We start from the raw sequence: 16296 nt of genomic DNA, 5'->3' as shown, positions 1-16296 counted from the left end.
GAACATGCAGGGTAAAGTTTTAAGCTTTGGGGAATTGCTGCTAAGGATCTGCCCCGATATCGAACAGGATTGGATCGAACAACATCAGTTGCCGTTCTATGTGGGCGGTGCAGAGTTGAATGTAGCCACAGCTTTGGCATTGTGGGATGTGCCATCAGCCTATCTTTCTGCTGTGCCCCAAAATGCCATCTGCGAGGGTATTGACAACTACCTAAAACGTAGAAATATCGACACATCGGCAATGCTATGGGGTGGAGAACGATTGGGCATCTACTATCTTCCCAAAGGGAAGGATTTAAAAAATGCAGGAGTAATTTATGATCGCGCAAATTCATCGTTTTCCAATCTCAAAGTAGGCAGTGTCAATTGGGATGAGGTCTTTGTTGACGTCAAATGGTTTCATTTTTCTGCGATATGCCCTGCAATCAACCAAGATATTGCCGACCTGTGTTTAGAAGCTGTAGCAAAAGCACAAGAGAAGGGTATTTTTGTGTCACTAGACCTGAATTATCGTGCAAAGCTTTGGAAATACGGAAAATCTCCGAAGGAGATTATGCCTGCCATTGCCAAGTATTGCAATTTAATCATGGGAAATATCTGGGCAGCACATCAAATGCTTGGTACCCCACTAGATGAAAGGTTTCTTAATTCTTCTTCGGATTATTTAGAAGAAGAGTTATTGGCGCAAGCGGATCGTACAAGCAGAGAAATCATTGTCACTAATCCGATATGTCAATATGTGGCCAATACTTTTCGTTTTGACCATCAAAATAAAGGAATAAAGTATTATACAACACTGTTTGACAAAGACAGCCTCATTAAATCAACAACATATATTGCGGACGAGATTTTGGATAAAGTAGGCAGCGGCGACTGCTTTATGGCAGGTCTGATTTATGGGCTATACTCCAATCTTTCTCCAAAAGCGACATTAGAGTTTGCCACGCTTGCCGCATTTGATAAACTATTTATTGCAAGCGATGCAACAACGAGTTCTGTAGACGATATAAAAAATAGAATGACAGCATGAATTTAAAAGAGATTGTATTAGATAAAATCATTGAACAAGGGATGCTTCCCCTGTTCTTCCATCACGATAAAGCAGAAAGCATCGCGATTCTACGCACATTATACCAAGCAGGAATACGTGTTTTTGAATTTACAAATCGAGGTCCCGAAGCTTTGGCTGTTTTCGAGCGCTTAGTTGCCACAAGAGACCTGGAGATGCCAGATCTTTATTTAGGTATTGGGACGATTAAATCCGTTAACGAAGCACAACAATTTCTACAAATTGGTGCGGATTTTATCGTTTCACCACTGGTCAATCCGCTGGTTGGATCGTTAGTGCACGAGCAGCGTAAGCTATGGATTCCCGGATGTATGACACCGACAGAAATCTATACGGCTCAAGAACAAGAGGCAGCACTTATCAAATTGTTTCCTGCAAATATTTTAGGCCCAGCATTCATGTCATCAATCCGGGACCTATTTAAAGGTCAGAAATTTATGCCGACGGGGGGTGTAGAAATCGAAATGGATAACTTAAAGGCATGGTTCAAATCAGGCGTTTGTGCTGTGGGCATGGGGAGCAAGTTAATTGACCCTAAAGACACCAGTAATTTAGTCGAAAATACACAAAAAGCGCTTGAATTCGTTGCAGAAGCAAGACAATAAAAACTCGGGTGTTACCCTTAAAAAGCGGGCGTACTAATCGCGTATACTGGCAGGGGCAAACAGACTCGTACATTAAAAATAAACTATTAAACCCATTATGATTAACACGGAGAAAAAGGGTAATTACCGTTGGGTAATATGCTCGCTACTATTTTTTGCCACTACCATCAACTACCTGGATCGTCAGGTGCTTTCCTTAACGTGGAAGGATTTTATCAGTCCTGAATTTCATTGGACAAATACCGACTATGGCAATATTACCGCATTATTTTCGATTTTTTATGCAGTCAGTATGCTTTTTGCAGGTCGATTTGTAGATTGGATGGATACAAAAAAGGGATTTTTATGGGCGATCGGGATCTGGTCCATTGGCGCGATATTACATGCATTTTGTGGTATCGCTACTTCAGGCATCGTGGCTGGAGAATGGTTTGTTGGTTTTGAAGGGGCAAAAGAGGCTATATCTCATGTGAACAACGTGGGTTTGGTATTGAGCGTCAGTGTCAATCTATTTATCTTCGCCCGGTTTGTTCTTGCTGTGGGTGAAGCTGGTAACTTTCCGGCGGCGATTAAAGCTACGGCAGAGTATTTTCCTAAAAAAGATCGGGCTCTATCCACCAGTATTTTCAATTCAGGAGCAACCATTGGGGCATTAGCTGCTCCATTGACCATCCCGATTATCGCAGCCCATTGGGGCTGGGAAATGTCCTTTATCATCATCGGTGCATTGGGATTTATATGGATGGGTTTTTGGATCTTTCTTTATAAAAAACCACATGAAAACCCGAAAGTAAACGCTGCCGAACTGGCTTACATTCACCAGGATGATCATGAACATGCGTCGGAGCAGACTGGTCTAACAAAGCAACCACGAACTACGATATCTGAATGTCTAAAATACAAGCAAACCTGGGCTTTTGTCTTTGGTAAATTTATGACGGATGGTGTCTGGTGGTTCTTCTTATTTTGGATGCCAGCCTATCTTTCGGCAGTATACGATATAAAATCATCAGATACTGAAGGTCAGCTCGCCATTTTTGTGCTTTATGCCATCACCATGTTATCTATATATGGGGGCTGGTTACCCACCTATTTTGTTGACAAAAAGGGTATGAATGCTTATGAAGGACGTATGAAAGCTATGTTATTGTTTGCCTTTGTCCCTTTAGTTGTACTTTTTGCTCAACCTCTGGGTCACATATCTTATTGGATACCTGTCATTCTAATCGGTTTCGCAGGAGCAGCACACCAATCTTGGTCTGCCAACATTTTCTCAACCATAGGCGATTCTTTTCCCAAACGTGCTATTGCGACTGTTACAGGCATCGGAGGCCTTGCTGGGGGCATAGGCGCATTTATAATTAACAAAACATCAGGCTGGCTATTCGATTATGCCAATGAAACGCAGCTCATTTTTATGGGCTTTAAAGGCGAGGAAGCAGGATACTTCATTATCTTTTCTTTTTGCGCTATAGCATATCTAATTGCATGGGTTGTAATGAAAACACTAGTACCTAAACTAATTTTAATAAAAAATTAACATATATTGCAAAATTTATATTATATTAGCAATATCTTTATAAATATCAATCTAAACCATTTTTAAAAACAATGAGCTTAAACTTAGAAGGTATCTTCTACGAGGAGAATAACATTCCCGCAGAATTTACGCTAGACGAACAGGTCGATCAAAGAGAGTTCCTTTCCAATGGAGAAATGATTTCTTGGACGGGTCAGGTAAACGAGGTTTTTTCACCAATATGTGTAAAGACTAAGGATGGCTTGAAACGTAAGCGCATCGGTAGTTTTCCTGTTTGTACAGAAAAAGAGTCCATGGAAGCCTTGGAAGCTGCTGTAAAAGCATACGACAACGGCCGTGGAGAATGGCCGACAATGAGCGTTGCCGATCGTATTACCTGTGTTGAAAATTTCACACAAAAGATGATTGCCAAGAAAGACATTGTTGTCAAGCTTATTATGTGGGAAATTGGCAAATCCTATGCAGACTCGGTAAAAGAGTTTGATCGTACTGTAGAATATATTTACGCAACGATCGACGCATTGAAAGATATAGACCGCGACTCTTCACGTTTCCAAATCGAACAAGGTATCGTTGCGCAAATCAGGAGATCTCCTTTAGGAGTAGTACTCTGTATGGGCCCATTCAATTATCCGTTGAATGAGACCTTCACCACATTGATCCCAGCATTAATCATGGGAAACACCATGTTATTCAAACCACCTAAACATGGTACGTTATTACATTATCCTCTATTAGAGGCTTTCAGAACAAGCTTCCCGAAAGGCGTTGTCAATACAATTTATGGCCGTGGGAATAAGATTGTTCCTAGTTTAATGCAATCTGGTAAGATTAACGTATTGACTTTGATCGGTTCGAGCCGTGTTGCTGATGAACTTAAAAAATTGCACCCGAAAGTTAACCGTCTTCGTGCTATCCTTGGGCTGGATGCAAAAAATGCAGCTATCATTACGAAAGATGCGGATTTGAATTTAGCGGTTTCGGAAACCGTTCTAGGCTCTCTTTCTTTCAATGGTCAACGCTGTACAGCACTTAAAATTATCTACGTGCACCGAAGCTTAGCACAGGAATTTTTAAAACGCCTTTCGGCAGAAGTGGCAAAATTAAAATATGGGATGCCTTGGGAAAAGGGTGTGTCGCTTACTCCTCTTCCAGAAGTCAATAAACCTGCTTATTTAACGGAATGCATCGAAGATGCAAAAGCCTATGGCGCAAAAGTGATTAATGAGCACGGGGGGCAGGTTGCAGAATCATTCTTCTACCCGGCAATTGTATACCCTGTTAACTCACAGATGAAACTTTACAGAGAAGAACAATTTGGGCCAGTGATCCCTGTTGTTCCTTTCGATGACCTCGAAGAACCTATTGAATATTTAATTGGTTCCTCTCATGGCCAACAGGTGAGTATTTTCAGTAACAATGCTGCTGTTGTATCTTCATTGATTGATCCATTAGTCAATCAAGTAAGCCGTGTTAACATCAACTGCCAATGTCAGCGTGGTCCAGATACTTTTCCTTTCACCGGCAGAAAAGATAGTGCTGAAGGAACATTATCGGTAGTCGACGCATTGCGTTCGTTCTCTATTCGTTCGCTAGTGGCAACAAAGTTTACTGAGGAAAACAAAAAGTTGCTGAACGATATCGTTAGTGAAAATGAATCCAATTTCTTAAGTACGAAATACATTTTCTAGTCTCTTACGACTTCGTTGAAAAAGCGACATCGATCTGCCTGGCATTAGTCAGCTATCGATGTCGCTTTTTTTTATGAAAATCCTCTCCCTATCTATCCAATTGATTTGCGTCTACGTTTTTTCTGCTCTTGTAACACCCTTAGGTTACTTCAGAATCAGATTTTTTTGGATAGGCAGTGCTAATTCCCGAATTCCGTCGACCACGAGCTTCGCCACTTCGTCTGCTCCAAAAGTGTTTAGATGCGTATCATCTTTCTTGCCGTGGGGGTAATTTCTATCGCCGCTATTTACATATAAAAACAATTGCCGGCTCCCTTCCTCTCCATATTGCGTTAAAAGTTTCGTTGTTTTACTTTCCATATCAATCCATGCGGTGTGCGTATGATCGGCTACCTTACGTACAATGGCAGGATATTGTCCATGGGTATTCATGAGCGTGCCATTTTCAAACTTACGTCTTGCGATTGGTGTTAATAGAATTGGGACGCCTCCTTTCTCGCGCGTTTGATCGATATAAAAAATAAGATTTTGTTCGAACTCATCCAGCGATGTTCCCACGTTAGGCTTATCGATCTTTTCGTCATTATGCCCAAACTGGATGAATACATAATCTCCGCTTCGGAGATGCTCAAAGATAGGTTTCCAATGATTCACAAAGCTTCCATCTTTGCCCACATCCCGTTTAAAGGATTTTGTACTGCGCCCATTTAGAGCTCGGTTATCGACTTTAACCTGTTGATTGAACAGCTTTGCAAAGGCCATTCCCCATCCAGTTTCAGGAAAGGTACTACTGTCTTTGTTGGCAGCCGTAGAATCGCCAATAATATAGATCGTAACTGGTTTTTCGCGCTGGAAAGCAAATAGAAAAATGAGAATAAGCCCTCCAGAAAATAGTAAAAATTGTTTTTTCATTACATCGGTCAAAAAAACACTCGCCTTCTTATTATCGAAGGCGAGTTGTCCTAAATTTTACTCAAACCCTTTATTTTACCCACCTCGGGTCGCCAATACCATTCTCCTTTAATGTCTGGTTTGTTACTGTGAAATCTCCCTTGGCAGCGTCCTTAAATCCAGGGTCCAAGAGTGTATAGCCGTTGGCTACTGCATCGTTTTTCACTCCAGAGGCAGAACTGTTGTAGAAGTTTACCGCATCAAAGTAATTATTGCTTTTGCGCTCGACCAGATTAGTAGCAGACTGATTAGCAGTCATTGCCAGCGACTTCACCATTAAATTTTTGGAGAATGTAATTTCATTCTTTGCTAAACGGACATATAAAAAGCGTTTAGAAGCATCTTGTATGACGTTATAAAAAGTATTATTGTTTACTTTAAGGATACTCGTAATAGCCGGGTAAGCTGTAGATCCACCTGCATCCATGCGAATAAAATCACGCCCTGACAAAAGAGCATTAGAAACGGTATTATTTGTAAATTCAAGTGTTTTGGTAATCGCGTTTCTAAAATCAATGAAATCATTTCCATTACCGACGATATTATCAAAAATAGTATTATTTATGCTTACGCTCTCAATCACAGCATTGACGCTACCAGAAATGATTCCTTTCGGATAATTTATCAATTTACTATCTTCCAGGCGGATATTTCCGAATGCACCTGTCTGCAAGTTAATGAAAGAGTTTCCCCCCGCCTTATTTTCTCCATCAAGTATCAGATCTTTTAATGCCAATGAAGCGCCCTTATCCAAATTAAAATAAGCAGATTTTACAATTGGACGATCGGTGGGTTTTGCCCCTTTGATGGATATCGCCTTGTCGATTAGTACATCCGCCGCTAGCGAATAGACCCCCGGCATTAGAGCGAGCACATCCCCCGCTTTGGCTGTACCGATCACAGCCGCTAAATTATCTGTAGGCTGCACAACAACTGCATCACCCAAGTCAAGCAATGTCATAAATGTGACGGACCCGCGGATTTTGTTTCCTTTCAATAATGTCGCTGTATAGCTTGTTTCTGCGGTTAGCCCTGTGACGGTTGCCTCCCCTGCTGCAATCTCTTGCGGAGTGACGGTATGGATGATATTCCCGGGGTTAACACTTATTGTCGTAGCCTCTTCCCCTGGGGTCCAATTAAGACGAACTGAAGTGGCCTGTATACCCTCTGGGCTGACAGCTTTCATAATCTGTTCTTCGTTTGTCTTAAAAGTAATGGTACTCCATTTGGAGTCTGCAATCGCCGTTCCGATAGCCTTGATGCGGACAGAATAATTTGTTGCCCCATCCAGTCCAACAATAGTATAGGGAATCTGGTCATTGGTAATCCCTTCAATTTTTTTGACCGGGCTACCTTCAAAATTGAGTTCACCATTCGCAAATAGTTCTAAGGTATAACTCTCGGCTGCTGAATTCTTCTTCCAGGTCAATCGGACTCCTGTTTGATTGACTATTTGGGCACTCATTCCCGTAGGAGAAAAATAACGGTCTGTCGTTAATTCCGTTAATTCTTTTACGCGATCATCGGAACAGCTTATGCCTGTCACTATGAGCCCGAGGCCGAGATATAGCAATATATTGATTCTTTTCATGCGTATGCTTATTTTTCTATTGAAAACTAAAACCATTGTTTGTCAACTTACCGTTGCTGTTATCCAGAAAATATTGCCAAATAGGCCAAAATTGCTGTGTATTGGGATCACGTAGATACAAAGCATCCCAAAAGGTTGCTAGGTCGCTACTCGCAACCATTGTCCATTTTTTCGATGAAGGGTATCCTGCTACGGCACCTGCTGCATCTGTATCGCCATAGTTTAAGCCATATATTTCCACTTTTTCCCCATCAGCGGCTGTCTTGTAGTAAATATTGGCCGGCAATGTCGCATATTTACCCTGCCTATTTTCCAGCTGCTGTAGTTTTTGTTTAGCTTCAGCCAATTTGGGCCCCAGCAGATTCCATCGAATCAAATCCCCTTTACGCAACATTTCTCCCGTAAATTCCAGTGCACGTTCATTGACAATTGCATTAAAGAAAACATCCTTACCTGCGGTAATCTGCTGCATGTAGGCTGTCACTTTCTCTGGATTGTTTGGATATGCTCGATCACGGATCATTTTAAAGTAAGGGGCAGCAGCACTCGGACCATCCAATTCATTAATAGACTCTGCCGCCATGAGAAGTACATCGGCATACCGCATATACATCCAATTTAATCCATCGTCATTTGTAGAAGTAACAAATCTAGACATCCACTCATAGCGGTACTTTCCAAAATACCATTTACCAAGATTTGTTGGCACCTGCACCCCGCTCGTCCATTCATAAGGAACACAACTCACATCCCGGCGCACATCTTCTTTCTCATACTCATAGAACATGATTGGATTAGGTCCATTTGTCCCACCTTTATTTTGTCCGGTATACTTATCTGTTGTGGTATGTTTAACGCCAAGGTCAAATATAACGCGGCCACGGCCTTCACTAAACGGAATTTCCCATAATGATTCTAAGCCAGCCTGACCTTTTTCTTGACACAATGTTTTAAAAACTTCTTCAAAACCCAGAAGTTTTGCAGTGCCACTAGTAATAATATCCAAGCATTCTTGTTTTGCTATCGCATACATCTTTTTTGAATCCAGTTCTGGATCATTACTTTTTCGAATTCCATCTGCACGTTGCGAATAACCTCCGGCGGCCAAAGCCAAACGAGCACGCAGCCCCTTAGCGAACGCTTTATTGACATGCTCAACATTGGCCGTTTTAGTACTTTGATTTGGCCAAGGCAAATATTTTTGTGCTTCCTCCAAATCGGCAAGTAATTGCTTGTAAATTATGTCTCGGTCACTACGCTCGATATAGATGGTTGCTGTACTAAGCGGTTCAAAACGGGCTGGTACATCTCCCCATGCCTTGATGAGATCGTTGTACACAACAGCTCTTAAAGTTAGTATCTCCCCTAGAATATAGGCCATTTCTGGACGTTGTTCTATGTCGCCGTACTTACGCAACCCTCTAATCGCTAAATTCGCTCGTTCTATTCCTTCATAGAACTTCGCCCAGGCATTATTATCGGTATTCATCTGGGTGTTATTCACGTTTGTGTTATAGTTTGACAATCGTGATTTTTCATCGCCAGTATTCTTTAAGCTATTATTGACTTCTGTGTCTGTATTGATGCCATAAAATACGAGGTACCTCCCCCGATAAGAGTTTGTTTCACCAAAAGATTGAATAATTCCTGCAACTGCTCCCTCCGCAAGATCTTGATTGGAAAAGATAACCGACTCATCCAATGCAGATTTAGACGGTGCTTCCAATATTTTATTGCAAGAAGATACGGATCCAGCAAATATTAAAGCCATTGTTATATGCAAAAGTGTTTTTTTCATAAGACTAGAAGTTTAAATTAAGACCTGCTACGAAAGTTCTGCTTTTTGGATAAGCCGAATAATCCACCCCCGGAGTAAGGTTTGTCCTCCTTCGTGTAGAGACTTCAGGATCAAAACCACTATAATTTGTCCAAACGGCAAGATTATATCCAGACACATATACTCTGAAGTTCCGGATTTTCAACTTTTCTGTAAATGCCTTAGGGAGCGTATATCCTATTGTAACAGTTCCCAAGCGCAAAAACGAACCATCCTCCACAGCCCAGTCGCTGAATACAAATTTATTGGTAAGAGGAGACCAGAGACTTGTATTTTTATTCATATCTTCCAATTGGTTAGCATCGTTACTGATTGTTCCATCGGGAAGTAAATTGGTCCAACGTTGTCCTTCTTCCATCACATTAAGCATGTTTCGGTTATTATATTTGCTCGTGGATGTGTATTCAATCTTATTTGCATTGTAAATATCATTTCCATAGCTCCAGTTAAATAATGCCGTCATATCAAAGTTATAGATGCGTGTATTGATTGAAAATCCACCAGTGTGCAAAGGGTTTGCATCGCCAATAATCGTTTGATCACTGGCGTTTATCTTGTTATCGTCACCGGCTAAATTTTTTAATTTCATCGTTCCTGGTCTTATGGTACCCACAACCGCAGAGGCATCAGCTACACCATCCTTTAAAATCCATTTGTTTGCGGTAGCATCATAGGCTTTAAAATCACCGACTTCGTAACGTCCGTCGCTCATATAACCATACATTTTACCCACTCGACCGCCAGTCTCCACAATGTAATCCGTTCCAATTTCTGTTGAAGCCCACCCCGAAGCCATTGGAATCGAAGCCAGAGTCCCCAAAGAATTGACTTTCGTTTGATTGAAACTAATATTACCGCTAAAATTAAGATCAAAGTTTTTCTTATTTATTGCAGACCAGTTTAGCGTAAGCTCAATACCTTTATTTTGGGTCTCCCCCAAGTTGCGGTATTGATCATCATAGCCTGATCCGGCAATTGGGAAAAGGATCAGAAGGTCTTTCGTTTTGTTTTTATAGACATCAATCGTTCCCGATAGCTTCTTCTTGAACAGGGTAAAGTCCAGCCCTATATTCCTTGAAATGGTCGTTTCCCATTTTAAATCTGGATTAGACATTGTTTTTGACGTCGCCCAATAATTTTTATACCCATTAACCCATTCCGTATTCTTAACCGAAAATATGGGATAGATCTGCTCTAATGGAATATTATTATTTCCGGATGTACCCAAACTTGCCCTAAGCTTCAGGTCATCCAGCCAAGATTGCGTGTTGTTCATAAATCGTTCTGATGAAATCCGCCAAGCTGCTGCCATGGATGGGAAATATCCCCAATAATTATCTGCAGAAAACTTCGACGAACCATCTGCCCGAAAAGTTGCATTAAATAAATACTTCGAATCTAGATCATAATTTACCCGGCCAAAAAATGATAGTAATTTTTCGTCAGCAAACATATAATTGTTTATCGTACTGGAGGCGCCTTGTGGCGTTAATCTGCGGGTATCATCCAGTTTAAAGCTTTTCGGAAAACCGTGTGTTGTATTCGTATTTAATGTTTTTTGTGTAAACAAATATTCCTGGCCAACCAACACACTTAAACTATGTCCTTTCGGGAGAAAATCTTGAAAGTTATAGTTCAGTGTGTTTGTTGAACGTATTCCCTGGGTAGAAGTATTCAATGAGATAAGAGCGGGCTTATTTTGTTCTAACGCAGCGGGAACATTCCGTACATAATAAGTGGTTGTGCCGTAAAACCGATCGTTATAATTGCGGTAATCATCAAAGCCAAATTCTGTCCTAAACCGTAAGTTTTTAACAATATCCCAGCTAAATGCCGCATTTAGGTTATACGTTCGTCTTCGCTGCAACTGATCATTATCGACCAAGGACTCTAGTGGATTATATAAATTGAATTCATCATCGGTTTCATCACTATTTGTCAAACCTCCCACCGGAAAGGGAGGATAAATCATTGCGAATTTTAATCGGGAGTCTGCTGATGAGGCTTCATTCTGTTCATTCATGCCTCCACCTGAAATGCGAACGTCAGAAAATCGTGCTCCTAGATCTATTGAAGTGCTTTTAGATGGCTTATGGTTCAGCTTGAAATTAATATTTTGTCTCTGAAAGCCTGACATTTCCATAATTGCCTTATCTTTTACAAAGGAATGTGAAATAGAATATTTCGTTTTATCAGTGCCTCCGGACAGGTTGAAATTCTGATTGAAAGTATTTCCTGTTCTTCCGAATACAAGTTCCTGCCAATCGTTTGGTTTGACGTCTTTATAGAGATCTATATCCTGAAAGTTACCGAAGTATTTGACATAGTTATCCAGGTTATTTTCCAATAAGGCCTGTTCGTATTGCCATGTTACATAATCGTATGGAGACAATACATCAAGTTTTTTTGCCAAATTTCGAATTCCTCCAAACGCACTATAACTAATTGATGTTTTCCCAGATTTGGCACTTTTAGTGGTTACGATGACAACCCCATTTGCACCCCGGGAGCCATATATAGCTGCAGAAGATGCATCTTTTAATACATCAATCGATTCAATATCAGCAGGTGCGATATCTGATATCGAAGACATCGGAAATCCATCCACGATATACAAAGGAGCATTATCTCCCGTAACGGAGCCACCGCCACGCACACGAACCTTCATCTCGGCATCAGGGGAACCTTCTGTTGAAGAAATCTGTATGCCCGCCATTCTTCCTGCAATCGCTTCAAGAGCAGATGACACTGGCGCTTTGGAGATCGTTTCTGCACCTACGGAGGTTACAGCCCCCGTCAGATCTTTTTTCTTAACGGTTCCATATCCGATATTAACGGTTACTTCCTCGAGCGCATTAGACTTTTCCTCTAGAACAATACTAAGCATCTTCTGATTCGTAGGAATTGTAACTTTTTTAGTCTGAAATCCGACATAGGTAAATTGAAGTTCGTTATTGTTACCAGGTATCTCGATGCTGAACTTTCCACGTTGGTCGGTCACAGCAACAATTTTTGTCCCAGACACGGTCACACTCACACCCACCAACGCTTTTTGATCTGTACCAACGACTGTGCCTTGGACTTTTCGGGTTTGAGCGTGCGCATTTAATGTGAATAACGAAGCACAGATAGCAGTAGAGATTACTAAGGCTTTACTCATATTTTTAGGGTTTAAAATTTTAATGATTAAATTGCTGTTGCAGGAACTGCATCAAAATTTAATTGGTTATCATACAATCAAGTTTACAAAGTATATTTCACTTGTTCATGCAAGTATCATTAAAAAGTTATGCAAACGTTGCCGGCAACGTTTGCATATCCTGATAAATTAGGTTTTGTAATTTTTTTTGATTAATATTATAGTTTATTTTGCCGATTATGAGATTCGAAAACTATACAATTAAAGATATTGCTAAAGCGCTTAATTTATCCACTTCCACGATCTCGAGAGCCTTAAGAGATAGTTATGAAATAAGCCCCGAAACAAAAAAGATTGTATTGGAATATGCCGAAAAGATAAACTATCGCGCCAACCCTATCGCTAGAAGTTTGAAAGAGCGTCGAAGTCATTCGATCGGTGTTATTGTTAGCGAAATAGCCAATAATTTTTTCTCACAGGTCATCAATGGTGTAGAATCTGTTGCTTATGATAAGAACTTTCAAATTATAATATCGCAAACGCATGAATCGTCTGTACGCGAACGACTAAATGTTGAATATTTAACTTCCAGATCCATCGACGGACTATTGATTGCATTATCTTCGGAAACCGAAGATATATCCTATTTGCAGCAGCTGAAGGAGCGGGGATTTCCCATTGTCTTTTTTGATCGCGTGCCGCAGCAGTTTGACACCTACAAAGTCGTTGTAAACAATCAACAAGGAGCCTATGATGCCACACAGCACCTTATAAAACTCGGAAAGAAAAAAATTGCCCATCTGACAAACTCCAAATCATTGTCTATAACGAAGGATCGATTAATTGGCTATAAAAAGGCGCTCATGGCGAATCATATCGATTTTGATCCAAATTTGGTCAAGTATTGCCAACATGGCGGGCTACACTCAGCGGAAATTGAGCAAGCTGTCGAGGAACTTATCCGCATTGGTTTTGATGCTATTTTCATTTCGGGAGACAAATTAACCACAGGATATCTTCATGTAATAAAAAAAAGGCCTTTAGCAGCACAACAAGATATCGCTATTGCTGGATTTACAAACTCAAATGTTGTAGATTTATTTTCTTCCAAAGTAACTTCTATTAGACAGCCTGCTTTCGAAATGGGGAAAATCGCGACAGAATTGCTTATTAAGTTGATAGAAACCAAATATCCAATCGCTGAGTTTGAAACTCGTGTATTACCTACTGAATTGATCAACAATGATTAAATCGATGGGGTACTGAATTCACATCAAACAAAAAAACCGTAAGAAATGATACTCTTACGGTTGGATAATAAGACATTCATGTCCTATTGCGCCCTTTCCTTTTCTTCGTTACTTGTATCTTTCTTACGGTAATTATTTTTTAAATTTCCAAATTTATACGAATAGGTTAATCGGACCACACGACGATCTTGGTATTGTCTAATACTGGAATCAAAGTCTCCGAAATTAGTTTTCAGGTTCTGATTTCCTGTATTAAATAGGTCGCTCACGGCCAACTTTAAAGAATTACGTTGATCTTTAAACGTTTTTGTCGCTCCAACCTCCATATCCCAACGGCCTCTCATATCGTATACGTTGTATTTGAAGGGAGAGAAATATCTTAAGTTGACATTTGCCGACAGGCTTTTCGCCAGCTTAAGATTGTGCATGGATGTAGCTTGCAAAAGAAAAGATTTTCTTTTTAGTGGGTGGCCGCTCACCATGCCATTAAAGTCAAAATAGATACCAGTAACATTGTTATTCATGCTCCAAATATTGGATACTGTAACCGGAATGTTCAGATTCAGATAAGCCGTTAAGTTCTTACCTAAATTTTCACGTATAACCCAAGTTTGTTTCAGTACCGAATCTTGTCCCATGCTTTCTACAATAGCATCCCTTACATCGTTAATACCCAATGTCACATTATAACGCTGCATCAACGTATAATTGAAGGTAAATTCATTGGAATATTGCGGATTTAGATACGGATTACCACGCTCAAAGGTTAGTTTATCAATGAAATAATCAAAAGGATTGAGCTGACGGTAATTGGGGCGGGTGATTTTCCTTGCATAACCCAATGAAAAAATATGGTTTGCATGGAGGGTATACGTTAGGTTTGCATTCGGAAAAAGCTTAAAGTAATTCCGTTTCACCTGCTTATTTAATGTTAATGAATTTCCGTCGGAAAACGTATATTCCCCTCTTGCTCCTACCTTCATTCCCCATTTTCCAATCGTATTGTTATAGTCTATATATGTCGCGGCAATCTGCTCTTTATAGACAAAATGATTTGTACGCTTTTCATTGCTAATCCAAGAGTTGTTCAAAAAGTCTTCAAACGTTAAATCATTATCCGACGTAACATTGGAGTATTTAGCTCCCATTTCAAGCTTGGAAACCTTAGATAGCGGTTGTTCATAATCAAGTTTGGCGACATAAATATCGATTCCGATGGGCATTCTACTTCGTTGGATCTCCTCAGGCGTAATGGCGTCCATCTGACCATCAAAATATTGATTATTGTAGCTGACACGTTTACTGCTATTGAATTTACTCCAATCCAGATCGAAAGTGAGTTTTCTGCCATTAGAATCAATTCGAAACTCGTTGTTCAAATTAGCAGAGTAACGATCAAATAATTCTTTGAATGCAGACGTCGAAATCAAAAGGGAATCCAATGTTGTAAAAGACTTTCCTACATTGGTCTTACTATCGTTATCATTGTATTCGACATTATTTGATCCATTAAACTGTACCGTGACTGTGTTTCTAGCTGATGTCTTTTGCTCTATCCCAAAACGATAAGAATGGTTTCTTTCCTTTTCATGTAATAGTGATCTTTGATTGAAATAAGTCTTTACTCCTTCATTCTGTATGATACGGTCGAGCAGAAGCTTGCGGTAGCTTTTTTCATCAGAATAGGCATACGATCCGAATAGGGTTGTATTGTTCTTTTTATAGTTTAACGACAAGGAGCTATTCCCTCTGAATTTTTCCCCCCTCCCTGCCGTCATGTTAAAGGTGCCATTAAATCCTTCCATCCGATTCTTTTTTAGAACGATATTTATAGTTCCCACTGCCCCCTCAGCATCATCCTTAGCTGCGCGAGTGGTTATCACTTCGACTGACTTAATCTGATTGCCATCTGTACTCTTCAAGAAATTCACCAACTGCTCACCGGACATATAGGTCTGCCGTCCATCGATAGTAACGGAGACACCAGATTGCCCCATCAACTGTAAATTATTGTTGTTATCCAAGCTTACTCCCGGAGCTCGTTGTACAATATCTAGGGCATTATTCCCTGCTGCTAAGGGAGAATTTTCCACATTTAGCACCAATTTACCGGGCTTGCTTTCAACCATCGGCCGCTTACCTTCAACAGCAACTTCCTGCAGTTTTCGTGTATCGGTGTTCAACAGAATTATGGGCGCATTGTAATCTGACGTAGCAATATCAAAAACATTACTTTTATTGCTTATATACCCGATCATCTTGATGTGGACATAATAACGTCCAGGTTTTATATCTGAAAACTGGTATTTTCCATTTTCATCTGTAACGCCTGTTTTCAACATAACGTCCATCTTGGCGCTCATGAGGTAAACCGTTGCAGAAGCCAAAGGCGCGTTGTTTTCCAGCTGTACTTTCCCTGTGACTTTAACTTGCGCACAGGCAAAGGAAGCAATCAATAAATTTAAGAGTAAGAGGTAAAAATATCTTTTCATTCGTTTATAAAATAGATGCAAAAGCAGTTACGTTGATGGTATTCAATAGGCTTATCACACGAGGTTGCGTACTGACTTTCGATTGGCTAAAGCTACCATACCTTGTCTTCCGCCCGCAGGCAGAAGACAAA

Annotated in this window: 10 protein-coding genes; 5 read left to right on the top strand and 5 right to left on the bottom strand. The window is 40.4% G+C overall.

From position 1 onward, the window contains the following. The first annotated feature begins 4 nt into the window (after window positions 1–4). From B2W36_RS19295 to B2W36_RS19280, 4 genes are all read left to right on the top strand, one after another. Window positions 5–1030, top strand: coding sequence for a sugar kinase (locus B2W36_RS19295; RefSeq protein WP_293889273.1), 1026 nt, complete (start codon window positions 5–7; stop codon window positions 1028–1030). Next, complete coding sequence (locus tag B2W36_RS19290; protein WP_293885190.1) at window positions 1027–1674, top strand: bifunctional 4-hydroxy-2-oxoglutarate aldolase/2-dehydro-3-deoxy-phosphogluconate aldolase; 648 nt, start codon at window positions 1027–1029, stop codon at window positions 1672–1674. The genes B2W36_RS19295 and B2W36_RS19290 overlap by 4 nt, the downstream gene beginning before the upstream one ends. Window positions 1675–1771: 97 nt before the next feature. After that, on the top strand, window positions 1772–3214 hold the full coding sequence (locus B2W36_RS19285) for an MFS transporter (RefSeq protein WP_409530096.1): 1443 nt from the start codon (window positions 1772–1774) through the stop codon (window positions 3212–3214). A 71-nt stretch (window positions 3215–3285) separates the two neighbouring features. Next, entirely contained in the window at window positions 3286–4905 is a 1620-nt protein-coding gene (locus B2W36_RS19280) for an NADP-dependent glyceraldehyde-3-phosphate dehydrogenase (protein WP_209578345.1), read from the top strand. A gap of 144 nt (window positions 4906–5049) precedes the next feature. Here the strand turns inward: B2W36_RS19280 and B2W36_RS19275 are convergent, their stop codons facing one another. The 4 genes from B2W36_RS19275 to B2W36_RS19260 form a co-directional block, all read right to left on the bottom strand. After that, on the bottom strand, window positions 5050–5817 hold the full coding sequence (locus B2W36_RS19275) for a rhamnogalacturonan acetylesterase (RefSeq protein WP_293889271.1): 768 nt from the start codon (window positions 5815–5817) through the stop codon (window positions 5050–5052). 70 nt (window positions 5818–5887) lie between these two features. Then, window positions 5888–7447: a DUF5123 domain-containing protein gene (locus B2W36_RS19270; protein WP_293889269.1), complete on the bottom strand. Its 1560-nt coding sequence runs from the start codon at window positions 7445–7447 to the stop codon at window positions 5888–5890. Window positions 7448–7463: 16 nt separating this feature from the next. Further along, window positions 7464–9245: a RagB/SusD family nutrient uptake outer membrane protein gene (locus B2W36_RS19265; RefSeq protein WP_293889267.1), complete on the bottom strand. Its 1782-nt coding sequence runs from the start codon at window positions 9243–9245 to the stop codon at window positions 7464–7466. A gap of 4 nt (window positions 9246–9249) precedes the next feature. Next, window positions 9250–12444 (bottom strand): SusC/RagA family TonB-linked outer membrane protein, encoded by a 3195-nt coding sequence (locus tag B2W36_RS19260; RefSeq protein ID WP_293889266.1) that lies wholly within the window; start codon window positions 12442–12444, stop codon window positions 9250–9252. A gap of 218 nt (window positions 12445–12662) precedes the next feature. Here B2W36_RS19260 and B2W36_RS19255 point away from each other — a divergent pair, with 218 nt between their 5' ends. Beyond that, entirely contained in the window at window positions 12663–13673 is a 1011-nt protein-coding gene (locus B2W36_RS19255) for a LacI family DNA-binding transcriptional regulator (RefSeq protein WP_293885200.1), read from the top strand. 83 nt (window positions 13674–13756) lie between these two features. On the opposite strand, the gene B2W36_RS19250 is transcribed toward B2W36_RS19255, so the two are convergent. Beyond that, the gene (locus B2W36_RS19250) at window positions 13757–16165 is read right to left on the bottom strand and encodes a TonB-dependent receptor (RefSeq protein WP_293889264.1); all 2409 of its coding nucleotides are present in this window, start codon (window positions 16163–16165) and stop codon (window positions 13757–13759) included. Window positions 16166–16296 lie beyond the last annotated feature (131 nt).

It is taken from the genome of Sphingobacterium sp. UBA3549 (genome assembly GCF_002376635.1).
GTDB lineage: Bacteria > Bacteroidota > Bacteroidia > Sphingobacteriales > Sphingobacteriaceae > Sphingobacterium.
This window is presented reverse-complemented; position numbering and strand designations above follow the sequence as displayed.

Excerpts from the sequence above, each read along its gene's own strand:
- B2W36_RS19295 (WP_293889273.1), top strand. The coding sequence starts at position 5 with ATGCAGGGTAAAGTTTTAAGCTTTGGGGAATTGCTGCTAAGGATCTGC.
- B2W36_RS19290 (WP_293885190.1), top strand. The coding sequence starts at position 1,027 with ATGAATTTAAAAGAGATTGTATTAGATAAAATCATTGAACAAGGGATG.
- B2W36_RS19285 (WP_409530096.1), top strand. The coding sequence starts at position 1,772 with ATGATTAACACGGAGAAAAAGGGTAATTACCGTTGGGTAATATGCTCG.
- B2W36_RS19280 (WP_209578345.1), top strand. The coding sequence starts at position 3,286 with ATGAGCTTAAACTTAGAAGGTATCTTCTACGAGGAGAATAACATTCCC.
- B2W36_RS19275 (WP_293889271.1), bottom strand. The coding sequence starts at position 5,817 with ATGAAAAAACAATTTTTACTATTTTCTGGAGGGCTTATTCTCATTTTT.
- B2W36_RS19270 (WP_293889269.1), bottom strand. The coding sequence starts at position 7,447 with ATGAAAAGAATCAATATATTGCTATATCTCGGCCTCGGGCTCATAGTG.
- B2W36_RS19265 (WP_293889267.1), bottom strand. The coding sequence starts at position 9,245 with ATGAAAAAAACACTTTTGCATATAACAATGGCTTTAATATTTGCTGGA.
- B2W36_RS19260 (WP_293889266.1), bottom strand. The coding sequence starts at position 12,444 with ATGAGTAAAGCCTTAGTAATCTCTACTGCTATCTGTGCTTCGTTATTC.
- B2W36_RS19255 (WP_293885200.1), top strand. The coding sequence starts at position 12,663 with ATGAGATTCGAAAACTATACAATTAAAGATATTGCTAAAGCGCTTAAT.
- B2W36_RS19250 (WP_293889264.1), bottom strand. The coding sequence starts at position 16,165 with ATGAAAAGATATTTTTACCTCTTACTCTTAAATTTATTGATTGCTTCC.